General features: G+C 71.9%; 21 protein-coding genes. 12 read left to right on the top strand and 9 right to left on the bottom strand.

What is annotated here, in order from left to right:
- Positions 1 to 10 precede the first annotated feature (10 nt).
- Positions 11 to 841 (top strand): MBL fold metallo-hydrolase, encoded by an 831-nt coding sequence (locus ACFYZE_RS04110; protein ID WP_388988250.1) that lies wholly within the window; start codon positions 11 to 13, stop codon positions 839 to 841.
- A gap of 121 nt (positions 842 to 962) precedes the next feature.
- Here the strand turns inward: ACFYZE_RS04110 and ACFYZE_RS04105 are convergent, their stop codons facing one another.
- Positions 963 to 1637: a Crp/Fnr family transcriptional regulator gene (locus ACFYZE_RS04105; RefSeq protein WP_103837943.1), complete on the bottom strand. Its 675-nt coding sequence runs from the start codon at positions 1635 to 1637 to the stop codon at positions 963 to 965.
- Between the two features lie 275 nt (positions 1638 to 1912).
- Between ACFYZE_RS04105 and nth the strand changes: the two genes are divergently transcribed.
- The 3 genes from nth (at position 1913) to ACFYZE_RS04090 (ending at position 5237) form a co-directional block, all read left to right on the top strand.
- The gene (gene nth / locus ACFYZE_RS04100) at positions 1913 to 3070 is read left to right on the top strand and encodes an endonuclease III (RefSeq protein WP_388988247.1); all 1158 of its coding nucleotides are present in this window, start codon (positions 1913 to 1915) and stop codon (positions 3068 to 3070) included.
- A 136-nt stretch (positions 3071 to 3206) separates the two neighbouring features.
- A complete protein-coding gene (locus tag ACFYZE_RS04095) occupies positions 3207 to 3920 on the top strand; it encodes an NUDIX hydrolase (protein ID WP_388988244.1) in 714 nt (237 codons plus the stop codon).
- Between the two features lie 117 nt (positions 3921 to 4037).
- Positions 4038 to 5237 carry a MarP family serine protease gene (locus ACFYZE_RS04090; protein WP_388988241.1) on the top strand — a complete coding sequence of 400 codons (1200 nt, stop codon included), beginning with the start codon at positions 4038 to 4040 and terminating at the stop codon, positions 5235 to 5237.
- A 39-nt stretch (positions 5238 to 5276) separates the two neighbouring features.
- On the opposite strand, the gene ACFYZE_RS04085 is transcribed toward ACFYZE_RS04090, so the two are convergent.
- The 6 genes from ACFYZE_RS04085 to ACFYZE_RS04060 form a co-directional block, all read right to left on the bottom strand.
- The gene (locus ACFYZE_RS04085) at positions 5277 to 5456 is read right to left on the bottom strand and encodes a hypothetical protein (protein WP_103837946.1); all 180 of its coding nucleotides are present in this window, start codon (positions 5454 to 5456) and stop codon (positions 5277 to 5279) included.
- A gap of 189 nt (positions 5457 to 5645) precedes the next feature.
- Positions 5646 to 6596 (bottom strand): alpha/beta fold hydrolase, encoded by a 951-nt coding sequence (locus ACFYZE_RS04080; RefSeq protein WP_388988238.1) that lies wholly within the window; start codon positions 6594 to 6596, stop codon positions 5646 to 5648.
- Entirely contained in the window at positions 6593 to 7072 is a 480-nt protein-coding gene (locus tag ACFYZE_RS04075; RefSeq protein WP_263231160.1) for a phage holin family protein, read from the bottom strand. The genes ACFYZE_RS04080 and ACFYZE_RS04075 overlap by 4 nt, the downstream gene beginning before the upstream one ends.
- 64 nt (positions 7073 to 7136) lie before the next feature.
- Positions 7137 to 8600, bottom strand: coding sequence for a Na+/H+ antiporter NhaA (gene nhaA, locus ACFYZE_RS04070; RefSeq protein WP_388988235.1), 1464 nt, complete (start codon positions 8598 to 8600; stop codon positions 7137 to 7139).
- 195 nt (positions 8601 to 8795) lie between these two features.
- The gene (gene acs / locus ACFYZE_RS04065; RefSeq protein ID WP_388988232.1) at positions 8796 to 10751 is read right to left on the bottom strand and encodes an acetate--CoA ligase; all 1956 of its coding nucleotides are present in this window, start codon (positions 10749 to 10751) and stop codon (positions 8796 to 8798) included.
- A gap of 273 nt (positions 10752 to 11024) precedes the next feature.
- A complete protein-coding gene (locus tag ACFYZE_RS04060) occupies positions 11025 to 13409 on the bottom strand; it encodes a SulP family inorganic anion transporter (RefSeq protein ID WP_388988230.1) in 2385 nt (794 codons plus the stop codon).
- 345 nt (positions 13410 to 13754) lie between these two features.
- Between ACFYZE_RS04060 and ACFYZE_RS04055 the strand changes: the two genes are divergently transcribed.
- Positions 13755 to 15149 (top strand): hypothetical protein, encoded by a 1395-nt coding sequence (locus ACFYZE_RS04055; RefSeq protein WP_388988227.1) that lies wholly within the window; start codon positions 13755 to 13757, stop codon positions 15147 to 15149.
- Positions 15150 to 15165: 16 nt separating this feature from the next.
- On the opposite strand, the gene ACFYZE_RS04050 is transcribed toward ACFYZE_RS04055, so the two are convergent.
- Positions 15166 to 16146, bottom strand: a complete 981-nt coding sequence (locus ACFYZE_RS04050) for an ATP-binding protein (protein WP_388988224.1) — start codon at positions 16144 to 16146, stop codon at positions 15166 to 15168.
- Positions 16147 to 16246: 100 nt separating this feature from the next.
- Here ACFYZE_RS04050 and ACFYZE_RS04045 point away from each other — a divergent pair, with 100 nt between their 5' ends.
- Complete coding sequence (locus ACFYZE_RS04045; RefSeq protein WP_388988222.1) at positions 16247 to 17071, top strand: oxidoreductase; 825 nt, start codon at positions 16247 to 16249, stop codon at positions 17069 to 17071.
- Between the two features lie 379 nt (positions 17072 to 17450).
- Here the strand turns inward: ACFYZE_RS04045 and ACFYZE_RS04040 are convergent, their stop codons facing one another.
- A complete protein-coding gene (locus ACFYZE_RS04040; RefSeq protein ID WP_388988220.1) occupies positions 17451 to 18275 on the bottom strand; it encodes an HAD family hydrolase in 825 nt (274 codons plus the stop codon).
- A 613-nt stretch (positions 18276 to 18888) separates the two neighbouring features.
- Here ACFYZE_RS04040 and ssd point away from each other — a divergent pair.
- From ssd to ACFYZE_RS04010, 6 genes are all read left to right on the top strand, one after another.
- Complete coding sequence (gene ssd, locus ACFYZE_RS04035; protein ID WP_388988217.1) at positions 18889 to 19986, top strand: septum site-determining protein Ssd; 1098 nt, start codon at positions 18889 to 18891, stop codon at positions 19984 to 19986.
- A complete protein-coding gene (locus ACFYZE_RS04030; RefSeq protein ID WP_388988214.1) occupies positions 19983 to 21239 on the top strand; it encodes a TadA family conjugal transfer-associated ATPase in 1257 nt (418 codons plus the stop codon). Before ssd ends, ACFYZE_RS04030 begins: the two co-directional genes overlap by 4 nt.
- Before the next feature lie 44 nt (positions 21240 to 21283).
- The gene (locus ACFYZE_RS04025; protein WP_388989513.1) at positions 21284 to 22159 is read left to right on the top strand and encodes a type II secretion system F family protein; all 876 of its coding nucleotides are present in this window, start codon (positions 21284 to 21286) and stop codon (positions 22157 to 22159) included.
- On the top strand, positions 22156 to 22989 hold the full coding sequence (locus ACFYZE_RS04020; protein ID WP_388988210.1) for a type II secretion system F family protein: 834 nt from the start codon (positions 22156 to 22158) through the stop codon (positions 22987 to 22989). Before ACFYZE_RS04025 ends, ACFYZE_RS04020 begins: the two co-directional genes overlap by 4 nt.
- Before the next feature lie 208 nt (positions 22990 to 23197).
- Positions 23198 to 23416 (top strand): DUF4244 domain-containing protein, encoded by a 219-nt coding sequence (locus ACFYZE_RS04015; protein ID WP_388988207.1) that lies wholly within the window; start codon positions 23198 to 23200, stop codon positions 23414 to 23416.
- Positions 23417 to 23423: 7 nt separating this feature from the next.
- Entirely contained in the window at positions 23424 to 23795 is a 372-nt protein-coding gene (locus tag ACFYZE_RS04010) for a TadE family type IV pilus minor pilin (RefSeq protein WP_388988204.1), read from the top strand.
- The last annotated feature ends 31 nt before the right edge of the window (positions 23796 to 23826 follow it).

The following is a 23826-nucleotide window of genomic DNA, read 5'->3' as shown; positions in this document are numbered from 1 at the left end:
GTGCCCTGGCATGACGGACGCCGCAGCGCTCCCCGGCCAGCCGCGCGACGCGGTCCTCTCCGGCCCGGCCACCACGCGCGCGGTGAACGTCCTCGCGCCCAACGCCTCGGCGATGACCCTGGACGGCACCAACACCTGGATCGTCTCCGAACCCGACTCCGAGCAGGCGGTGGTGATCGACCCCGGACCGCTCGACGAGGGCCACCTGCGCACCGTGATCGACACGGCCGAGAAGTCCGGGAAGCGGGTCGTGCTCACCCTGCTCACCCACGGCCACCCCGACCACGCGGAGGGCGCCGCCCGGTTCGCCGAGCTGACGGGCACGAGGGTACGCGCCCTGGACCCGGCGCTGCGCCTGGGCGACGAGGGACTGGGCCACGGAGACGTGATCACGGTCGGCGGCCTGGAACTGAGGGTCGTGCCGACGCCGGGCCACACCTCCGACTCCCTGTGCTTCCACCTCCCGGCCGACCGGGCCGTGCTGACGGGCGACACCGTCCTCGGCCGCGGTACGACGGTGGTGGCGCACCCCGACGGCCGCCTGGGGGACTATCTCGACTCCCTGCGCCGCCTCAGGTCACTCACGGTCGACGACGGCGTCCACACGGTGCTCCCGGGCCACGGGCCCGTCCTGGAGGACGCCCAGGGCGCCGTGGAGTACTACCTCGCCCACCGCGCCCACCGCCTGGCGCAGGTCGAGACGGCGGTCGAGAACGGCCACCGCACCCCGAGCGAGGTCGTCGCCCATGTGTACGCGGACGTGGACCGCTCCCTGTGGCCGGCGGCGGAGCTGTCGGTGCGGGCACAGCTCGACTACCTGAGGGAGCACGGGCTGATCTGAGCCTGCCGCGGGGTTCTGACACCGTGCGCGCTTCGGGACGGCAGCCCCCGGCAGGGGCGACGACAACGGGCCCCGCCTCACCGAGAGACGGGGCCCACAGCCGTACGGCCGAGGCCGAGCGTCAGCGCGACCGCTTCGCCAGCCGCTCGACGTCCAGCAGGATCACGGCCCGCGCCTCCAGGCGGAGCCACCCGCGCTGGGCGAAGTCCGCCAGCGCCTTGTTCACGGTCTCGCGGGACGCGCCGACCAGCTGGGCCAGCTCCTCCTGCGTGAGGTCGTGCACCACGTGGATGCCCTCCTCGGACTGCACGCCGAAACGACGCGAGAGGTCCAGCAGGGCGCGGGCCACACGGCCCGGCACGTCCGAGAAGACCAGGTCGGACATCTGGTCGTTGGTCTTGCGCAGCCGCCGGGCGACGGCGCGCAGCAGCGCCGCGGCCACCTCGGGCCGCGCGTTCAGCCACGGCTGGAGGTCGCCGTGGCCCAGGCCCAGCAGCTTGACCTCGGTCAGCGCGGTGGCCGTCGCCGTACGCGGGCCCGGGTCGAACAGCGACAGCTCGCCGATCAGCTCACCGGGGCCGAGGACCGCCAGCATGTTCTCGCGGCCGTCGGGGGACGTGCGGTGGAGCTTGACCTTGCCTTCCATGACCACGTAAAGGCGGTCACCGGGGTCGCCCTCGTGGAACAGCGAGTCGCCGCGGGCGAGGGTCACCTCACTCATGGAGGCGCGGAGCTCCGCGGCCTGCTCGTCATCGAGCGCCGCGAAGAGCGGGGCGCGCCGCAGAACGTCGTCCACGAGTTCTCTCCTTGTCGACCTGCTCAGGGGATCTTGCTCCCCCGGATACCAGGGGACCGTGTTCCCCATTTTGCCGGACGGTCCAAACAGTGTGATCTGTCACAAGGATGCCGCACCGATGGGCCTGGGTACGCGGCAGGGGTCCAATTGGATGCTGATCTTCCGGGTGCGGGGCGGATGTCGGCGCCGGGCCTTAGGCTGGCCGGGTGTCCAAATCGCCGGTGAGAGCACAGGCCAAGGGGGCTGGACGGGTGGTTGCACGTCGCGATTCCGCTATGGGCGAACAGGGCCCCGGCAGCGGAAGGAAAACGGCAAAGACGGCGAAGGCGGCGCCCGAGGAGGCGCCGGAGCAGAGCCCTGCCGCGAAGACGGCCGCGAGGAAGACCGCGGCCGCCGCGAAGAAGGCCGCTGCGGCGAAGAAGACCGCTCCCGCCAAGAAGACCACCCCGGCGAAGAAGGCGGCCTCTGCGAAGAAGGCGGCCTCTGCCAAGAAGACTGCCCCGGCGAAGCAGACGGCCCCCGCGAAGAAGGCCCCCGCGAAGAAGGCCCCGGCCAAGAGGGCCCCCAGGAAACCCGCCCACGCCGAGGTCGTCGCGGCCGACGGCACCGTCGCCGTCAAGAACGTCCCCGCGAAGACCGTCGCCGCCAAGCCCCCGACGAGCGAGTCGCGCACCGCCCTCGTCCGCCGTGCCCGGCGTATCAACCGCGAGCTCGCCGAGGTGTACCCGTACGCCCACCCGGAGCTCGACTTCGAGAACCCCTTCCAGCTCATCGTCGCGACGGTCCTGTCCGCGCAGACCACCGACCTCCGGGTGAACCAGACCACCCCGGGGCTCTTCGCCAAGTACCCGACCCCGGAGGACCTCGCGGCGGCCAATCCGGAGGAGGTCGAGGAGATCCTGCGCCCGACCGGGTTCTTCCGGGCCAAGACCAAGTCGGTGATAGGGCTCTCCAAGGCCCTGGTGGAGCAGTTCGGCGGTGAGGTCCCGAGCCGTCTCGAAGACCTCGTCAAACTGCCCGGTGTCGGCCGCAAGACCGCCTTCGTGGTGCTGGGCAACGCCTTCGGCCATCCCGGCATCACCGTCGACACGCACTTCCAGCGGCTGGTGCGCCGCTGGCAGTGGACCGACGAGACCGACCCCGACAAGATCGAGGCGGCCGTCGGCGCGCTCTTCCCGAAGGGCGACTGGACCGACCTGTCCCACCACGTGATCTGGCACGGCCGCCGTATCTGCCACGCGCGCAAGCCGGCCTGCGGCGCCTGTCCGATCGCCCCGCTGTGCCCGGCCTACGGCGAGGGCGAGACCGACCCGGAGAAGGCGAGGAAGCTGCTGAAGTACGAGAAGGGCGGCTTCCCCGGCCAGCGGCTCAAGCCCCCGCAGGCGTACCTGGACGCGGGCGGAAAGCCGGCCCCGCCGCTGGGCGCCGGATGAGGGCCGTGCGCGGTGCGGCACGCCACCCGGGGGAGGGACGTGCCGCGACGGGCCGCGGGGCGCGACACCCACACGAGGGATGCGCGGAACGATCCGTGGCACCGCGGGCGTTGGGATCGGCAGAACGGGGGTGGCGATGACGCACGCGAGCAACACGGGCCACAGGCACGACACGGACGGCGGGCGGCTGCGGCTGAGCACGGAGGGCCTGCCGGGCTGGCTCGACCCGGTCGTGCGGGCCGCACGGACCGTCGAACCCCTCCAACTCAGCCGTTTCCTGCCGCCGGAGAACGGCGCGGGGCGCCAGTCGGCCGTGCTGATCCTCTTCGGCGAGGGCGAGCGCGGCCCCGAGCTGCTGCTGATGGAGCGCGCCGGTTCGCTGCGCTCGCACGCCGGGCAGCCCTCGTTCCCCGGCGGCGCCCTCGACCCCGAGGACGGCGACCCGAAGGGTGAGGGACCGCTGCGGGCGGCCCTGCGGGAGGCCGAGGAGGAGACCGGGCTCGACCCGGCCGGCGTGCAGCTCTTCGGCGTGCTCCCCAAGCTCTACATCCCGGTCAGCGGCTTCGTCGTGACGCCGGTCCTCGGCTGGTGGCGCGAGCCGAGCCCGGTGGGTGTCGTCGATCCGAACGAGACGGCGCGGGTGTTCACCGTGCCCGTGGCGGATCTCACGGATCCGGCCAACAGAGCCACCACGGTCCATCCCAGCGGCCACCGAGGTCCGGCATTCCTGGTCGAATCAGCCCTCGTCTGGGGCTTCACGGCCGGCGTCATCGACCGTCTGCTGCACTACGCCGGCTGGGAGCGCCCCTGGGACCGCGACAAGCAGGTCCCGCTCGACTGGCGCGCATGACAAGGTGACCCCCGTGCTGTGTTCTCCCGGGGAGCGGCGTGCCGCCGCGCGGCGAGCCGTGTCCCCGGCCGTACGACGGCGACCGGAACGTGACGAGGCGAGGCGAGGCTTGAAGCAGTGAACGTGCTGGACATCCTGTTGCTGGTCGCCGCCGTCTGGTTCGCGGTCGTCGGCTACCGCCAGGGCTTCGTCGTCGGCATCCTGTCGGTGATCGGCTTCCTGGGCGGCGGTCTCGTCGCGGTCTATCTGCTGCCGTTCCTGTGGGACCGGGCGACGGGCGACCACAAGGTGAGCACGACCGTCGCCGTCGTCGCCGTCGTCGTGGTGATCGTCTGCGCCTCCGTCGGCCAGGCTCTGACCACTCACCTCGGCAACAAACTGCGCAGATACATCACCTGGTCCCCGGCGCGCGCCCTGGACGCCACGGGCGGCGCCCTCGTCAACGTGATGGCGATGCTCCTGGTCGCCTGGCTGATCGGCTCCGCCCTGGCCGGTACGACGCTGCCGACGCTCGGCCGCGAGGTCCGCGGCTCCAAGGTGCTCCTCGGCGTGTCGCGGGCCTTGCCCGCCCAAGCGGACACGTGGTTCGCGGACTTCTCCTCGGTCCTCGCGCAGAACGGCTTCCCGCAGGTGTTCAGCCCGTTCGCGAACGAACCCATCAACGAGGTCCAGCCGCCCGACCCGGCCCTCGCCAGGAGCGCGGTCGCCGTGCGCGCACAGCGCTCCATCGTGAAGGTGATGGGCACGGCGCAGAGCTGCGGCAAGGTCCTCGAAGGCACCGGTTTCGTCTTCGGCGACCGCCGTGTGATGACCAACGCGCACGTGGTCGGCGGCGTTGACGAGCCCACCGTCCAGATAGGCGGCGAAGGACGGAAGTACGACGCCAAGGTCGTCCTGTACGACTGGCGGCGCGACATCGCCGTACTGGACGTGCCCGACCTGGACGCCCCGGTGCTGAAGTTCGCGTCCGCGGACGCGACCGGAGGCAGTGGCGCGATCGTCGCGGGTTTCCCGGAGAACGGGTCGTACAACGTCCAGCCCGCGCGCGTCCGCGGCCGCATCACGGCCAACGGCCCCGACATCTACCACCGCGGCACGGTGCGCCGCGACGTGTACTCGCTGTACGCGACCGTCCGCCAGGGCAACTCCGGCGGCCCGCTGCTCACCCCCGACGGCAGGGTCTACGGGGTGGTGTTCGCGAAGTCCCTGGACGACGCCAACACGGGGTACGCGCTGACGGCGGACGAGGTCCGTCAGGACATCGCCCAGGGGCGTGCGGCGAACCAGCAGGTGGACAGCGACAGCTGCGCCCTGTGAGGCCCGGCGGGCCAGGAGCGGCCGTGGACGGGCGCCGGCTCAGCCGCGCGGGTGGCGCAGACGGACCGAGACCCAGCGGGCCCGGCGGCGCAGAATGCGGGGGATCCCCACCTGGGTGTCCGTGCCCGCCAGTTGCGGGGTGCCCCTCTGGTGGGAGCCCGGCGCGGTGGCCGAGCGGCGGTTGCGTGCTACGTCACTGTAGTCGTGCGTCCAGCCCATACCCGGACGTCTGCCCCCGCCCCAAGGTCGATAACCGCTTCCGGGCCGCCCAATTGGCCTATGCGGCGGGCATGTGGCCGTTCGTGGAACAGGTGTTCTCGTCCGGATACCGGGCGGATGCGCCGGGTCACCGGCCGAGTCCGTGCGCGTTACGGCCGACAGGCCGATTCCGGGTGGCTGGTCGGTGGATCAGCGGTCGGGTTCGGGGTCCTTCAGCCAGTTGATCAGCTCCGAGGAGAACGCCGCGGGGTCCTCCTCGTGCGGGAAGTGCCCGAGACCGTCGAACAGCCGCCAGCGGTACGGCGCCTCGACGTACTCGCCGGACCCGGCCGCGCTCCTGGTCCGCATCACCGGGTCCAGCGAGCCGTGCAGATGCAGGGTCGGGACCCGTACGGGCCGCTTCATACGGCGGTTGAACTGGATGCCGTCGGGCCGGGCCAGGGAGCGCACCATCCACCGGTACGGCTCGATGGAGCAGTGCGCCGTCGACGGGATGAGCATGGCGCGCCGGTACACCTCCACCGCCTCGTCGTCCGGCAGCCGCGGTCCCGACCAGTCCCGGATCAGCTGCCCCACCAGAGCGGCACCGTCGGCGGTGAGCCGGCGCTCGGGGATCCAGGGCCGCTGGAGTCCCCAGATGTGGGAACTCGCGGACGACTGCTTGACGTCGCCGAGCATCGCCGAGCGCCAGCGCCGTGGATGCGGCATCGAGGCGACGGCGAGCCGCCGTACGAGCTTGGGACGCATGACGGCCGCCGTCCAGGCCAGGTAGCCGCCCAGGTCGTGGCCGACGAGCGCGGCGTCGGGCTCGCCCAGGGACCGTACGACCCCGGTGATGTCGAGCGCGAGGTTCGCGGGGTCGTAACCGCGCGGCGTACGGTCGCTGCCGCCCACCCCGCGCAGGTCCATCGCCACGGCCCTGAAGCCCGCGTCGGCCAGCGCCACCAGCTGGTGCCGCCAGGTCCACCAGAACTGCGGGAAGCCGTGCAGGAGCAGGACCAGTGGTCCGTCGCCCAGTTCGGCGATGTGGAAGCGTGCACCATTGGCTGCTACGTCCCGGTGTGTCACCTTTTTCCCGCCGGGGACGTCAAGTCGTACGACCGAGGGGGATTGCGCCGAAGGGGTGGCGGGGTCCGTCATGAGGACGAGCGTGCCACAGGCTCGACCGCCTTGTCGGCCTGCTGGGGCTCACGCGGGTGCGGCTTGGCGTTCTGCAGGACACCGGCGGTCTGCTTCATCGACGCGGCGACCTTCTGCGGGCCCTTGCTCTTCTTCGCCTTCTTCGCGAACACCAGGCCGATGAGACCGAGCAGGCCGGCGACCACCACGTTCGCGCCGAAGGAGAGCAGGAAGCAGACTGCCAGGTTCCAGCCGCTCCACGTCCGGATGCCGTACGCCAGCGCGAAGTTCAGCATCGGCAGCGAGAACAGCAGGACCGCGCCCGCGGCCGAGAACGCGCCGCCGCTCATCGCACCGCGCTTGACGTCCCGTTTGAGCTGCGCCTTGGCCAGTGCGATCTCGTCGTGCACCAGTGCGGACAATTCGGTCGTCGCCGAGGCGAACAGCTGGCCGATGCTGCGTTCGGCGCCGACCGGGCTGCCGTCGGGTGCGCTCATCGCGATCTCCCTGCTCTCTGCGTACGGGCTCCGCGGACGCTGCGGAGTGTGGTGATGTGTCAGATCATGCCGGACGCTCGTTCTCCTCGCTTGCCCTGCCTGCCACTTCCGCAAGCGCGCCGTCAGCGCCTTCGGCAGGCAGGCCGGCGTCCGGGCCGCGCCCGGCCGACTTCAGCGCCGCGAGCCTGCGGTGCTCGGCGGCCTTGCGCTCGTGGATCTCGGCCATGCGCAGGTGGTACCCCGGGTCGTCCTCCTCGTAGACGTCCGGGATGCCGTCCAGGTCGTCGTCGCGGTCCTCCTCCGCGCACAGGGCGCGGTACTTGGCGTTGCGCATCTTCAGCAGCACCGCCGCGCCGGCGGCCGCGATCAGCGATCCGGTGAGGACGGCGGCCTTCACCTCGTTCCCGAGCGCCGGATCGCCGTCGAAGGCCAGTTCGCCGATGAGCAGCGAGACGGTGAAGCCGATACCGGCCAGGGAGGCGACCGCGAACACGTCGGCCCAGGCGAGGCCCTCGCTCAGCGAGGCCCGGGTGAAGCGGACCGTCAGCCAGGTGCCCCCGAAGATGCCGACCGCCTTGCCGACGACGAGGCCGAGCACGACGCCGAGCGTCTCCGGCCGGGTGAACACGTCCGCGAGCGCCCCGCCCGAGACCGCGACACCCGCACTGAACAAGGCGAACAGCGGCACCGCGAGTCCGGCCGACAAGGGGCGTACAAGGTGTTCGATGTGCTCGCCGGGGGAGTGCTCCTCACCTTCCCGGCGGTGGCAGCGCAGCATCAGGCCCATGGCCACACCGGCGATGGTGGCGTGGATGCCGCTGTTGTACATCAGTCCCCAGATCACCAGCGCGAGCGGCACGTACACGTACCAGCCGCGCACCCCCAGGCGCAGCAGCACCCAGAACACGGCGAGGCCGGCGACGGCGCCGCCGAGGGCCGCGAAGTCCAGGCCGTCCGTGAAGAAGACCGCGATGATCAGGATGGCGAACAGGTCGTCGACGACGGCCAGGGTGAGCAGGAAGGCGCGCAGGGCGGAGGGCAGGGAGGTTCCGATGACCGCGAGGACCGCCAGCGCGAAGGCGATGTCGGTGGCGGTGGGGACGGCCCAGCCGGCGAGGGATCCGCCGCCGGCCGCGTTGGTCAGGGCGTAGACGAGGGCGGGTGCGGCCATGCCGCACAGTGCGGCGACCACCGGCAGGGCGGCGGCGCGGGGGTCGCGCAGATCGCCCGCGACCAGTTCCCGTTTGAGTTCGATACCGGCGACGAAGAAGAAGATCGCGAGGAGACCGTCGGCGGCCCAGTGCTGGACGGACAGGTTCAGGCCGAGGGAGGCGGGGCCGAGGTGGTGGTGGCCGATGCTCTCGTAGCTGCTGTGGAGGCCGGGTGTGTTCGCCCACACCAGCGCGGCCACCGCTGCGAGCAGGAGCAGCACGCCGCCGACGGTCTCGGTGCGCAGCGCGTCCGCGACGAAAGTGCGCTCGGGCAGGGACAGACGTCCGAGAAAGGTGCGGGTGCGGGACGCGGCCACGGTGGGGACCTCCGGGTCGGTACGGCGGACGGACGGCCGTCACGAACGTGAGGACCGCTTGCCGACCAGACTTCCCGGCACACCCTGAATGGACCATTTTACCTGATCATTACACGCGGGCGCTCGTGGGATGCGCGTAGGGGGCGTGACAGCAGGGCGCCCGGCGTATGGCCGGGCGCCCTGTAGGCAGAGACCTCAGTCTTCGCTCGGTGCCGCCGGGAGCTTCGCCTGGATCAGGTCCATCACCGTCGAGTCGGTCAGCGTCGTGACGTCGCCGAGCTGACGGTTCTCGGCCACGTCCCGCAGCAGACGGCGCATGATCTTCCCGGAGCGGGTCTTCGGCAGCTCCGCCACCGGCAGGATCCGCTTGGGCTTGGCGATCGGTCCGAGCGTGGTGCCGACGTGGTTGCGCAGCTCCGCCGCCAGGTCCTCGGTCTCCGCGGCCGTACCGCGCAGGATCACGAAGGCGACGATCGCCTGGCCCGTCGTCTCGTCCGTCGCGCCGACGACGGCCGCCTCGGCGACCGACGGGTGCGAGACGAGGGCCGACTCCACCTCGGTGGTGGAGATGTTGTGCCCGGACACCAGCATCACGTCGTCCACGCGGCCGAGCAGCCAGATGTCGCCGTCGTCGTCCTTCTTGGCGCCGTCACCGGCGAAGTACTTGCCCTCGAACCGCGACCAGTACGTGTCGATGAAGCGCTGGTCGTCGCCCCAGATGGTGCGCAGCATCGACGGCCACGGCTCGGTGAGCACCAGGTAGCCGCCGCCCCCGTTCGGCACCTCGTTCGCCTCGTCGTCGACGACGGTCGCGGAGATGCCGGGCAGCGGCCGCTGCGCGGAGCCCGGCTTGGTCTCGGTCACCCCGGGCAGCGGGGAGATCATGATTCCGCCGGTCTCGGTCTGCCACCAGGTGTCCACGACCGGCGTGCGGTCCCCGCCGATGTGCTTGCGGTACCAGACCCACGCCTCGGGGTTGATCGGCTCGCCGACGGAACCCAGCACCCGGAGCGAGGACAGGTCGAACTTCGCGGGGATGTCGTCGCCCCACTTCATGAACGTACGGATCGCGGTGGGCGCCGTGTACAGGATGGTGACCCCGTACTTCTGCACGATCTCCCAGAAGCGGCCCTGGTGCGGGGTGTCGGGCGTGCCCTCGTACATGACCTGGGTCGCGCCGTTGGCCAGCGGGCCGTAGACGATGTACGAGTGCCCGGTGACCCAGCCGACGTCCGCCGTGCACCAGTACACATCGGTCTCGGGCTTGAGGTCGAAGACGGCGTGGTGGGTGTACGCCACCTGGGTGAGGTAGCCGCCGGAGGTGTGGAGGATGCCCTTCGGCTTACCCGTCGTACCGGAGGTGTACAGGATGAACAGCGGGTGCTCCGCGTCGAACGCCTCGGGCGTGTGCTCGGCGGACTGCCGGTCCACGAGCTCGTGCCACCAGATGTCCCGGCCCTCGCTCCAGGCGACCTCCTGGCCCGTACGGCGGACCACGAGCACGTGCTCGACGTTGTCCACGCGCGCGACCGCGTCGTCGACGGCCGGCTTGAGCGCGGACGGCTTGCCGCGCCGGTAGCCGCCGTCGGCGGTGATGACGACCCGCGCGTCGGCGTCCTGGATGCGGGTGGCGAGCGCGTCCGCCGAGAAGCCGCCGAAGACGACGGAGTGGGCGGCGCCGATGCGGGCGCAGGCCAGCATCGCGATCGCGGTCTCGGGGATCATCGGCATGTAGACGGCGACCCGGTCGCCCTTGCGGACGCCCAGCTCGAGGAGGGCGTTCGCGGCCTTGGAGACCTCGTCCTTGAGCTCGGCGTAGGTGATCGAGCGGCTGTCGCCGGGCTCGCCCTCGAAGTGGATGGCGACGCGGTCGCCCAGACCGCCCTCGACGTGCCGGTCGACGCAGTTGTACGCGACGTTGAGCGTGCCGTCCTTGAACCACTTGGCGAACGGCGGGTTCGACCAGTCCAGCGTCTCGGAAGGCTCCTTGGCCCAGGTCAGCCGACGGGCCTGCTCGGCCCAGAAGCCGAGCCTGTCAGCCTTGGCCTGTTCGTACGCCTCCGCCGTGACGTTGGCGTTCGCGGCCAGGTCGGCAGGGGGCGCGAACCTGCGCTCTTCCTTGAGCAGGTTGGCCAGGCTTTCGTTGCTCACGACATCTCCCTTTCCCAGGGTGTCCGTTGTGTCCCAGGCCACAGCTCACCAGACCGGAGGGCTCGGTGACAAGGGCCGACCGGAAATTGGTTTAGACCTGTTGTGGTCGGTGGCCGGAACGGTACGCCCCAGGTCACGTGCGGGTCGCCCTCCCGGTTCACCCGGCGGGCCCGTTCGGCGACGTATCTCACACTCGCCCGGAGTGGGCCCGGAGGGGGTGCCGTCACGGTACTGCGCGGGCCGGTTCCGCCCGGGCCGCGCAGCACCGTCGTGTCATGCCGGGTGGCGGAGGTCCCCGGCCGCGCCCACTCGGCTGAAGACGTCGCAGCCGCCCTCGGACGGGGCAAGCAGATACGCCTGGGCCTCGCCGACGTGGAAGTACATCCCGTGCAGTTCCAGCGCGCCCTCACCGAGCGCCCGGGCCACGGACTCGTGAGCACGCAGATGCTCCAACTGCTGCACCACATTGGTCAGGCACAGTTGTTCGACCCTGTCGGCCGGCTCACGCCCGGCGATCCGGGCCCACGGCCGCTCGTCGTCGGCCATCCGCTCCAGGCTGGGCAGGCCGTGCCGCAGCCACCGCCTCAACGGGGTCCGGGCGCCGTGCGCGTCCGAGGTGAGCAGGGCCTGCATCGCGCCGCACCCGGAGTGCCCGCACACCGTGATGGAGCGCACCTGGAGCACGTCCACCGCGTACTCGATGGCGGCCGCCACCGAGTCGTCCCCGTTCTCCGCGCCGGGCAGCGGTACCAGGTTGCCGACATTGCGGACGACGAAGAGGTCGCCGGGCCCGCTGGATGTGATCATCGAGGTGACGAGCCGGGAATCGGCGCAGGTCAGGAACAGGTGCGACGGCCGCTGCCCCTCACGCGCGAGACGGGCCAGCTCCCCGCGGACCAGCGGGGCGGTGTTCTGCTGGAAGGCGCTGATGCCGTGCGCGAGTTGCCGCCCGCTCGGTCCGGGGGCCTCCTCCGGTGCCTCTGGGCCGTCGCCTGCGGGCGCGGTCGGTGGGCGTTCGCACTGGTGGTTGCGCCACGGCGTCCAGGGCCGGCACCGGCATGCCGACGGCCCGGCGGACTCCGCGCCCGAGCCGGCCCGATCCGAGCTCAGCGAGGGCATCGCGACCGGGGAGCCGTCCCGGCCGGTCAGGGCGACCGTGCCGCCCCGCGCGCGGTGGGTGCGCTGCCAGTCCTGCAGCGACTCGTGCGCCGCGTGGTCCATGAACGACCCGTCCAGCTCCACGACGGCCTCCGCCCCGGCGGGCACCAGGTGCAGTGCCCGGCTGAGCCGGGGAACCGCGAGGAACGTCAACTGGCCTCGTACCTGTACGTGATGGACTCCCTTCCGCTGCTCGTGGGTGATACAGGTGCGGGTGAGGCGGTGCAGGGCGACGGCGACGGCCGCTGCCACGCCCAGCGCCACGCCCTGGAGGACGCCCAGCAGGACGACGCCGAGTGTGGTGACGGCGTACACCAGCGCCTCTCGGTGGCGGGTGACCGTGCGGATGTGGTGCAGGGACACCATCTGGATGCCGACGGCCATCACCAGTGCGGCGAGCGAGGCGAGGGGGATCAGCTCGAGCACCGGGACCATCAGCAGCGCGGCCACTACCACCCAAACGCCATGCAACATCGTGGAGTTCCGGCTGACGGCTCCGGAGTTGACGTTCGCCGTACTTCTCACGGCGACGCCCGCGATCGGCAGTCCGCCGAGCGCTCCCGAGACGATGTTCGCGGCGCCCTGTCCGAGCAGTTCGCGGTCCAGGTCGGAGCGGCCGAGGTGCGGATGGCGCCGGGCCGCCAGCTTGTCCACGGCGACGGCGCCGAGCAGGGACTGCACGCTGCACACCAGCGTGATGGTGAGGACGGCGGTGGCGATGCCGAGCGCCGGGCCCTCGGGCAGCCCGGCCAGGGCGTGGCTGCTCCAGGACGGCAGGCCGACCCTGGGCAGGGTCAGCCCGGCGAGCGAGGCGGTCGCGGTGGCGCCCGCCACGGCGACGAGCGGGGCCGGGACGCGGCGCAGCAGGTGCCCGGTCCGTCCGGGAAGCCGTGGCCAGGCCAGAAGCAGGGCCAGGGTCAGCATGCTCGCCGACACGGCCGCCGGGTGCAGGTGCGCCAACTGGGCGGGCAGCGCCCGGAGGTTGTCGAGGACGGCGCTCTGCGGAGTGCCGCCGAGGACGATGTGCAACTGGGCGACGGCGATGGTGGCGCCGATGCCGGCGAGCATGCCGTGCACGATCGCGGGGCTCACCGCGAGCGCGGTGCGAGCCACGCGCAGGCAGCCCAGGCCAAGTTGGGCGAGGCCGGCGAGGACGGTGACGGCGCATGTCGTACGCCATCCGTAGCGGTGGATGAGGTCGGCGGTGACCACGGTGAGGCCGGCGGCGGGACCGCTGACCTGGAGCGGGCAGCCCCCGAACCGGCCGGCGACGATTCCGCCGACGGCCGCTGCGACGAGGCCGGCCCGGAGCGGGGCGCCGGTGGCGAGGGCGATGCCCAGGGACAGGGGGAGGGCGATCAGGAAGACGGCGAGGGAGGCGGACAGATCGGCGCCCACGACGCGGAAGCGATGGGGCGGGGCGGGCGGGGGGCTGTGGGGCGGGTGTACGCGCTTCGTCCGAGTCGAGTCGGCAGCGCGGGCGGGGATGCAGGCGGGCATGGTCCCGTCTCCTCCGGTGCGGCGCGGTCGCGGAATGGTGGCCCCGGCGGGGGCCAGGGGTCGGGCGCGGCCGTGGGTCACGGCGTAAGCGGCGGGATGTCTCACTGCTTCGGTAAATGGATCGTAATGGACAGTAAAGGAAAGGTATCTGATATAGGAGCAAATGGGGCAGTAAATCACTCAAAAGGGTGAAGCGGCTATTTCATCGGCTTGTCATACAAATTCCTTCCGTGTTCCGTGCGACCTTGATTTGGCCGCGCGGGGGCACAGGCTTCCGTTTGTGTCTGCCGCGTCGCACCACACCTGCTCAGCGTGGCCCGACCGAAGGAAGAAGGTGGGTGGAAGATGACCGCCCCCCCGAGAACCGCCATCCCGAGAACCGCCACCTCGAGAACCGCCACCTCGAGAACCGGAACACCCTCCCGCAGGGCCGCCACGGGCGTCGTCCTGGCCGCCGTCTGTGCCACCGCGCTGGCCGGCTGTTCCCTCGGACCGGCCCGTTCCGAGCAGGGCGCGCGGAAGGGGCCCGGTTCCGAGCAGGGCACGCGGAAGGGGCCCGGTTCCGAGCAGGGCACGCGGAAGGGGGCCGGTTCCGGTGCCGGCGCTCCGGGCAGCGCGGTCCGCCTGATCGGCGACGGCTCCACCGCCTACACGGGCGCCCAGCCGCATCTGCCGAGACCGGAGCGGCTGAAACCCGGCCGGAAGCCCCCGCAGTTCGTGGTCTTCTCGTGGGACGGGGCCGGTGAGGACAGCCAGAAGCTCTTCTCGCACTTCCGCGAGGTCGCCAGGGCCAACAACGCGACGATGACGTTCTTCCTGAGCGGTGTGTACATGCTGCCCGAGGAGAAACGCGACCTGTACCGGCCGCCGCAGCACTCGCCGGGCCGCTCGGACATCGGCTTCAACGACGAGAAGGGAATCAAGGACACCGTTGAGCAACTGCGGCTGGCCTGGCTCGAGGGCAACGAGATCGGCACCCACTTCAACGGACACTTCTGCGGCCCCGAAGGCGGGGTCGGCCAGTGGTCGGTGGAGGAGTGGAAGGAGGAGATCGCCCAGGCCAAGGCGTTCGTGAAGTCCTGGAGGACCAACTCCGGTCTGAAACAGGAGCCTTCGCTGCCCTTCGACTACGACAAGGAGCTCATCGGTGGTCGCACCCCGTGTCTGGAGGGGCAGCAGAACTTCATGAAGGCGGCCCGGGAGCTGGGTTTCCGCTACGACAGCTCCGGCGTCGAAGAGCAGGTCTGGCCGAAGAAGAAGGAAGGGCTGTGGGACCTGTCGATGCAGCTCGTGCCGTTCCCTGAACACACCTACGAGCAGCTGACCATGGACTACAACTTCATGGTCAACCAGTCGGGCACCCAGACCCAGGGCGACCCAGACAAGTTCGAGGAGTGGGGCGACCAGATGCGGGACGGCCTCTACCAGGGCTTCCGGCGGGCGTACGACGGAAACCGCGCGCCCCTGATCATCGGCAACCACTTCGAGTCCTGGAACGGCGGCACCTACATGCGTGCCGTCCAGGCGGTCGTCGAGCGCGTCTGCAACGAGCCCGAGGTGCGCTGCGTCTCGTTCCGCCAACTCGTGGACTGGCTGGACGCACAGGACCCGCAGGTCCTGGAGAAACTGCGCACCCTGAAGGTGGGGCAGGCCCCGGCCGAGGGCTGGGAGAGCTTCCTGGCCTCGTCACCGGCCCCGGCACCGAGGGGGGTGCCGGGGGCACCGCCGGCCAAGCGGTAGACGGGGCGGCCGTCGCTCACACCGCGGCCGTCAGGGCCTCACTGAGCACGAAGCCCGGGTCGATCTGGGCGGCGAGGTCCGCACCCGTGCGCTCGTTTCCCCAACTGGTCGCGTTCTTCCGGTGGAAGTGCACCATCTGACGTGTGTACCGCTCCCAGTCGCGCAGTTCGTACGTCGCGTCGGCGGCCGCCCGGAGCACGTGAAGGGAGCGGCGGCTCGCGTCCTCCAGGGACTCGAACCGGGGCGGGCGGCCCTTCTCCATGGACCGCACCCAGTCCGAGTGCCCCACCGTCACGAGCAGGTCGTCACTCACGTGGGCGCGGAGGAAGTCGATGTCGTCGCGGCCCTGCACCTTGTTGCCCACGACCCTCAGGATGACCCCGTAGTCCCGCGCGTACTCCTTGTACTGGCGGTAGACGGAGACCCCCTTCCGGGTCGGCTCGGCGACCAGGAACGTCATGTCGAAGCGGGTGAACATGCCGGAGGCGAAGGAGTCCGAGCCCGCCGTCATGTCGACCACCACGTACTCGTCGCGGCCGTCCACCAGGTGGTTCAGGCACAGCTCCACCGCTCCGGTCTTGGAGTGGTAGCAGGCGACCCCCAGGTCGGCGTCCGTGAAGGGACCGGTGACCATCAGACGGACGGTGCCGCCGTCGAGATCCACCGGACGCGCGCAGGCGTCGTAGACCGGGTTGTCCTCCCGCACCCGCAGCAGCCGCGACCCCTCCCCGGGCGGCGTGGTCTTGATCATCGTCTCGGGGCAGGCGATCCGCGGATTGGTGCCACGCAGATAGTCCTTGATCAGCGGCAGACGCTCGCCCATGGCCGGCAGCGCCGCGGCCTCGTCCTCGTCGAGCCCGAGCGCGGGCCCGAGATGCTGGTTGATGTCCGCGTCGATGGCGATGACGGGCGCACCGGCGGCTGCGAGATGGCGGATGAACAGGGAGGACAGGGTCGTCTTGCCGCTGCCGCCCTTCCCTACGAAAGCAATTTTCATATTCACGAAGCGTAGCGTCGTGATAGCTGTCCGTGGCACACCTGTGGAAAGAAGACCACCCCTTCGAAGGAGGTGCCTCGGGGTGCGTAGGGTCGTACCCATGAGTACGAAAGGTGCGTCCGCCGACCCGCTGGCGGCCCTTGGGGAGCTGCCCGGGGTCGCCGAGTCCGTGGAATCCGTGCGCAAGGCCGTGGACCGGGTCTACGGGCACCGGATCATGCGGCGCCGCAGCAATGAGATCACCTCCGAGGCGGCGCTGCGTGGCGCTCGCGGCTCGGCCGCGTTGTCCGGCGCCGACTGGGCTCTGGAGGAGGTGCGGCGGCGCACCGACTTCGGTGGTGACGACGGCGGCCGTACGGTGGGCGCCGCGCTGCGGCTGACCGCGGAGGCGGGGCAGTTGCTGTCCATCTGGCGGCAGTCACCCCTGCGGGTGCTGGCGCGGCTGCATCTGGTGGCGGCGGCGGACCCCGACCCGCGCGTGGGGCGCCCCCGGCAGGACGGTGAGGGCGTCGACGAGTCGCTGGTCGAGCTGCCGCTGCCGGACGCGGCCGAGGTCTCCGGCCGCCTCGAGGGGCTGTCCGATCTGATCATCGCGGGCAGTTCGGCGCCCGCCCTGGTGACGGCCGCCGTGGTGCACGGCGAACTGCTCGCCCTGCGTCCCTTCGTGTCCCACAACGGCCTCGTCGCCCGTGCGGCGCAACGCATCGTCCTGGTGGGGAGCGGACTCGACCCCAAGGCGATCTGCCCGGCGGAGGTGGGCCACGCGGAACTGGGGCGGGCCGCCTACATCGCCGCCCTGGACGGCTATGTGTCGGGCACCCCGGAGGGCATGGCGGCCTGGATCGCCCACTGCGCGAAGGCGGTCGAACTCGGCGTCCGAGAGTCGACGGCAGTCTGCGAGGCGCTGCAGCGCGGAGCCGCTTAGAGATGGGGAAAGGCCCCCTCGGGGGCCTTTCGCAATGGTTGCGGCGGTACGAAGTCTCGTACCGCCGCTGGCATGTTCACCGAGTTACCAAGCGTCCTCGATGGTCGCCCATCAGGTCGGGAACTTTGCCCGTCACCTGGTGCGGCTGGCCCGTAATCGACGGGTCGACGTCGCGTGGGTGCCCGGTGTTCATGCTCGGTCCGTGTGGCCAATTGCGTTTAAAAGGTGATCCTTTCGGATGTCCTTTGGTCTCGCGGGCCGCTAACCCCTTTGTACTCCAGGGCGCGGACAAGCGGAAGCCCTTGATGCAGTTCTTTACTTTTAGGTTCAAAGAGGTGTGAATCGGGCGGGAATGTGCTTCTCCGTGGCGTCCGGAGGTTCACACGAGGGGTGCGCGGCGTCGGCTCGCGTACCAGACGAGTCCTGCGGTGGCCGCCGCCGCGCCTATCGCCGCCACCGCGAGGAGCGCGGGGCGCGGCGGTACCGACAGCCGCTGCTTCAGTCGCACCGGGCGGTGGAAGTCGAGAATCGGCCATCTTCGCGCGAGCGCCTCGCGGCGCAGCGCCCGGTCGGGATTCACGGCGTGCGGATGGCCGACGGCCTCCAGCATCGGCAGGTCGGTGATCGAGTCGCTGTACGCGTAGCAGCGCGCCAGGTCGTAGCCCTCCGACTCCGCGAGTTCCCTGACGGCCTCCGCCTTCGTCGGCCCGTAGGCGTAGTACTCCACCTCGCCCGTGAAGCAGCCGTCGTCGCCCACGACCATCCGGGTCGCCACCACCCGGTCCGCGCCGAGCAGTTCGCCGATCGGCTCGACGACCTCGGCGCCCGACGTGGACACGATCACCACGTCGCGCCCGGCGCCGTGGTGCTCCTCGATGAGGGACGCGGCCTCGTCGTAGATGATCGGGTCGATCAGGTCATGGAGTGTCTCGGCGACGATCTCCTTCACCTGGCGGACGTTCCAGCCGCGGCACAGCGTGGACAGGTACTCCCGCATCCGTTCCATCTGGTCGTGGTCGGCGCCGCCGACCAGGAACACGAACTGGGCATATGCGGTACGCAACGCCGCCCTGCGGTTGATCAGTCCGCCTTGGTAGAAGGACCTGCCGAAGGTGAGAGTGCTCGACTTCGCAATGACCGTCTTGTCCAGGTCAAAGAAGGCCGCTGTGCGGGGCAAGGAGTGGTTTTCCACGAGCCTGAGCATAGGGGCCCACCATTCGGCGTAAGGTGGGGCGTGTGGGTTTGCCTGAGAGGGCTCTCGGGTACACCATGGAAGTCACGGATCGTTCGCGACCGTGCTAACCCGGTCCGACTCCTCCCCCCCCCGAGTCGGCCGTGGGGACGACCCCCGCTCTCCCCCCCGGCGGGGGTCGTCGCATGTCCGGGTGGGTTTTTCTGTTTTTCGACGCGGTTCTCCGGCCCTGTGTGGCGCTGCGACGCGCGATCGGCCCTCCCCTACCTGGTGACCCTCCGTAGTCTTGGCGCTGCTGTGCGGATGCCTCCCAGCCCTCACCGGTATGGGTGAAGGCGATATTCACAACCGCCGAGTTGTCCACAGTTATCGACCAAGATCCACACGATTTCCGGGATCGCTGCACCTTGATTCCAGCGCGTCCGGCCGACGGTGACTTCCCGCCGGTTCACGGCAGCCAGTTCATGGTCCGTGCACGGCCGGTTCCGTTTGTCGGGCGCGTATGGCCGGTTCGTATCGGCCGGTCATATGGAGGCCGGTTGCCGGTTCTCCACCCGGGCGGGAAGCGCGGGCCGAACAGGCCCGCCGACGCGCCCGAAGGAAGCAGCGAAGGGGGCTGGAAACCGTGGCGGGAGCCATCACACACGACGGACCGGCCGCCGCCGAGGGGCGGCGGAACGGACCGCTGATCGTCACCGAGGACGCCGAGCTCCTCGACGACCTGCTGCGCCTGTGCGCGGCCGCGGGCGCCAGAGCGGAGGTGCACCCGGGAGTGCCCGAGCAGCGGGGCGGCTGGGAGGCGGCACCCCTGGTCCTGGTCGGCGACGACGCGGCGCGCCGGGTGCGCGGGGCCGTGCGCAGACGGGGAGTGGTGCTGGTCGGCCGGGATCAGGACGATCCCGGAGTCTGGCGGCGCGCCGTCGAGATCGGCGCCGACCACGTCCTGCTGCTGCCGGACGGCGAGCAGTGGCTGGTGGACCGCATCGCCGATGTGGCCGAGGGCGTCGGCCGGCCCGCTCTCACCGTCGGCGTCATCGGCGGGCGTGGTGGGGCCGGCGCTTCCACGCTCGCCTGCGCCCTCGCCGTCACCTCCGCGCGTGAGGGCAGGCGCACCCTGCTCGTGGACGCGGATCCGCTGGGCGGCGGACTTGACGTACTCCTCGGCGGCGAGACCACGAAAGGGCTGCGCTGGCCGGCGTTCGCCGCCTCCCGTGGACGGGTGGGAAGCGGCGCCCTGGAGGAGTCCCTGCCGCAGGTGCACGCGCTGCGGGTGCTGAGCTGGGACCGTGGCGACACCGTGGCCGTCCCGCCCCAGGCGGTCCGCGCGGTCCTCGCCGCGGCCCGGCGACGCGGCGGCGCTGTCGTCGTCGATCTGCCGCGCCGTGTCGACGAGGGGGTCGCCGAGGTGCTCGCGCAGTTGGACGTCGGGATCCTGGTGGTCCCCGGAGAGCTGCGGGGGGTCGCGGCCGCGCGGCGGGTGGCGTCCGCGGTCGGCATGGTCCTCGGTGACCTGCGGATCGCGGTACGGGGGCCGTACACGCCCGGACTGGACGACCGGGAGGTCGCGCGACTGCTGGGGCTGCCGCTGGTCGGCGAGGTGCCGTACGAGACATCACCGGCGGACGGTTCCGTACCGCCCGGGGGAGCGGCGCGGGGGCCGCTCGCCCGGTTCTGCTCGGTCTTCTGGGAGCGGGCGCTGGCCGAGGCGGGTGACCCCGTATGAGCACGGGCTGGGGCGTGGCAAGCCCAGCGGGGCCCGGCGCCGGGGCGGACGTGGGGCCCGGTGGCGCGGTGGGGCCCGGCGAGCGGGCGCGGCTGCTGGACGGAGTGCGGCAGTGGCTGGCCGAGAGCGGGGCCGAGCCGACCCCCGCGCGCGTGGCGCAGGCGCTGCGGGAGCAGGGGCGGGTGCTCGGGGATGCGGAGGTACTGGGCGCGGCCCGGCAGCTGCGGTCCGAACTGGTCGGCAGCGGCCCGCTGGAACCGTTGCTCGCCGACCCGTCCGTGACGGACGTGCTGGTGTCCGCGCCGGACCGGGTGTGGGTGGACCGGGGCGCCGGGCTGGAGCTGACTGAGGTGTCCTTCCCGGACGCGGCGGCCGTGCGGCGCCTCGCGCAGCGGCTGGCGGCCGTGGCCGGGCGGCGGCTCGACGACGCCCGACCGTGGGTCGACGCCCGCCTGCCGGACGGCACCCGTCTGCACGCGGTGCTGCCGCCGGTCGCGGTCGGCTCGACATGCCTGTCCCTGCGGGTCGTACGGCCCCGGGCGTTCACCCTCGACGAACTCATGGCGGCGGGCACGGTGCCACCGGGCGGGGACCGGGTGCTGCGGGCGCTGATCGCCTCCCGGCTCTCCTATGTGATCAGTGGCGGAACCGGTTCGGGCAAGACCACGCTTCTGAGCGCGCTCCTGGGCGTGGTGGGGCCGGCCGAGCGGATCGTGCTCGCCGAGGACTCGGCTGAGCTGCGCCCCGACCACCCGCATGTGGTGCGTCTGGAAGGGCGGCCGGCGAACCAGGAGGGCGTGGGGCTCGTCGAGCTCCAGGACCTGGTGCGGCAGGCGCTGCGCATGAGACCCGACCGGCTCGTCGTCGGTGAGGTGCGGGGCCCCGAGGTGGTGTCCCTGCTGGCCGCGCTGAACACGGGCCACGAAGGCGGCTGCGGCACGCTCCACGCGAACGCGGCGGCCCAGGTGCCCGCCCGGCTGGAAGCGCTCGGCACGGCGGCGGGCCTGGACCGGGCCGCGCTGCACAGCCAGCTGGCGGCCGCGCTGTCGGTGGTCCTCCACCTCGTGCGCGACCGGACCGGGCGGCGCCGGATCGCGGAGGTGCATGTGCTGGAGCGGGACGCGTCGGGGCTCGTGGTGACGGTGCCCGCGCTGCGGTGGGGACCGCGGGCGTTCACGCGCGAGCGGGGGTGGGAGCGGCTGCGGGAGCTGCTCCGGGACGGAAGCGAGGGCAGTGAGGTGGAGGTGCTGTGAGCGGGGTCGGTCGGGTGGCGGTCGATGGGACGGGGCTCGGGCAGATGACGGGCGGGGGTGTGACGGGGATCGGTCATCTGGCGGTCGGTGTCGGCCTGGTGTGTGCCGGGACTGCGGCCTGGATGGTGAGCGGCTCGAACACGGCGGCCCGCCGTGCCCGGTTGCTGTTCGCGGGCGATGGCGCCGCGGCGCGGGGCGCTCCACCGCCCTGGGAGCGGTTCGTGCTGCGGGTGCGGCGGTTGCCCGTGGAGTGGTGGTCGATGGCCGTGGGTGCGGTGATCGCGGTGCTCGGGACATCTCTTCTGCCCCTGGTGGCCGGAGCCGCCGGCGTGCCGGTGTTGCGTCGGGTCCGACGGGCGCGGGAGGCGGGGCAGGCACGGGAGGCGCGTGGCGAGGGAGTGATCGCGCTGTGCGGCGCGCTCGCCGGGGAGGTGCGCGCCGGGCGTCAGCCGGGCGAGGCATTGCTGCGGGCGGCTCGTGACTCCGGCGGGCTCGGCGAGGCGCAGGCGGCGGTGCTGGCGGCTGCGCGGTTCGGCGGGGACGTCGCGGGCGCGCTCGTGGATGCGGCACGGCAGCCGGGGGCCGACGGGTTGTCCGGGCTCGCCGCGTGCTGGCGGGTGGCCGTGGACCGGGGTGCGGGACTGGCGGCCGGGCTGGATCGGCTGGAGGCGGCACTGCGTGCGGAGCGCGACCAACGCGCCGATCTGCGGGCGCAATTGGCGGGCGCCCGGTCGACGGCGGTCCTTCTCGCCGGGCTGCCGGTCCTCGGACTGCTGCTGGGCACCGCGCTCGGCGCTCACCCGCTGCACGTGCTGCTGCACACCGGTGCGGGACTGGCGTGTCTGGTGGCCGGTGGCGTGCTGGAGGGGGCGGGGCTGTGGTGGGCGCTGCGGATCGTGCGCGGGGCGGAGGCGGCGTGAGCGTGAGCGTTGTCCACAGGCTGGGGATGTTGTGCGCGGTGCTGGCGCTGTGGTGGACGGCGCGGACGCTCGTCGCCGCGCGGCGGAAGCGGAGGGTGCGGCGGCGGGTGGATGCGGTCCTGGCGGGTGCGGGTGCGGGCGCGGGTTCGGCCGCGGCGCAGGAGCGGTCGCGCGAGCGGGTGCCGGGTGGAGTGCTGTGGCGGCCCGAGGTGCGGGACGCCGTGCGGCGGTGGCTGCCGGTCACCGGGGCGCTGTGTGCCGGCTGGGTGGTGATCGGAGGGTTCGTCGGGCTGGGGGCCGGACTGGTCACCGGGTTCGGAGTGGCGCGGTGGCGGGCCCGGCAGGAGCGCGACCGCCGCACCGAGGAGTACGACCCTGTCGTGGCCGCCCGTCAGCTCCCGCTGGCGGCCGACCTGCTGGCGGCGTGCATCGCGGCGGGCGCGAGCCCGGTGTCGGCCGCCCAGGCGGTGGGCGAGGCCTTGGCGGGGCCGGTCGGGGAGCGGCTGGCGCGGGGCGCGGCCGAGGTGCGGCTCGGCGGCGAACCGGCCGATGCGTGGCAGCGGCTCGCCACGCTCCCCGGCGCGGGAGCACTGGCGCGGCTCCTTGAACGGGCCGGCGATTCCGGGGCCCCGGCGGCCGCACCGGTCGGCCGCCTGGCGGCTCAGGCGCGGGCCGAGTGGGCCCGAGGGGCGACGGCGCGGGCGCGCCGCGCGGGCGTCCTGGTCACCGCCCCGGTGGGGTTGTGCTTCCTGCCCGCGTTCATCGCGGTCGGGGTGCTGCCCGTGGTGATCGGGCTGGCGGGAGGGCTGCTGGGAGGGGGTGGGAGATGAGGGTGCACGGCATCCGGTGACGACTGACGGACCAGATGGACGGACCGCATGGGCGGACCGCATGGGCGGATCGGACGGACCGGATGAACGGGCGGACCGGAGAACGGCCGCGGCCGGACAGAGAACGACCGGACGAACGGCCAGGCAAATGACCAGGCAAACGACCAGACAAACGACCAGACAACAACGAGAACCCACGGGGGTCGATATGAGCAAGGCGGTACGAGTACGAGCCCGGGCGCGTGCGCTGGTGCGCCGGCTGCGGGCGGTGGTCCGCAAGGATGCGGGCATGGTCACGTCCGAGTACGCGGTGGGGATCATCGCCGCGGTGGCCTTCGCGGCGGTCCTCTACAAGGTGCTGACGAGCGGGCAGGTCAGCGCGGAACTGCAGGCGATCGTGAAACGGGCGCTCAGTGTCCGGATGTAGCGGCGTGATGGGACGCCGGGGAGCGGGCCGTGGCCGGGACCAGGGCTTCGTGACGGCGGAGACCGCGGTCGTGCTGCCCGCCCTGGTGCTCTTCGCGATGGCCCTCGTCTGGGCCTTGTCGGCCGCGTCCGCGCAGATCCGGTGCGTGGACGCGGCCCGCGCGGGGGCCCGGGCGGCGGCTCGGCAGGAACCGCCGGGCGTGGTCCGGGACATGACCCGGCAGGCGGCTCCGGACGGCGCGAGGATCACGGTGAGCCGGCAGGGCGACCTGGTACACGTCCTGGTGGTGGCGCATCCTCCGGGCCCGGACGTGTTCCCTCTCGAACTGCGCCACGAAGCCGTGGCGTTGGCGGAGGAGACGGTCGGGGTGAAGCAGTGAGGGGCTTCGAACCGCCCGGCGTCCGGGAGCT

This window comes from Streptomyces sp. NPDC001796, assembly GCF_042892355.1.
Lineage (GTDB): Bacteria > Actinomycetota > Actinomycetes > Streptomycetales > Streptomycetaceae > Streptomyces.
This window is presented reverse-complemented; position numbering and strand designations above follow the sequence as displayed.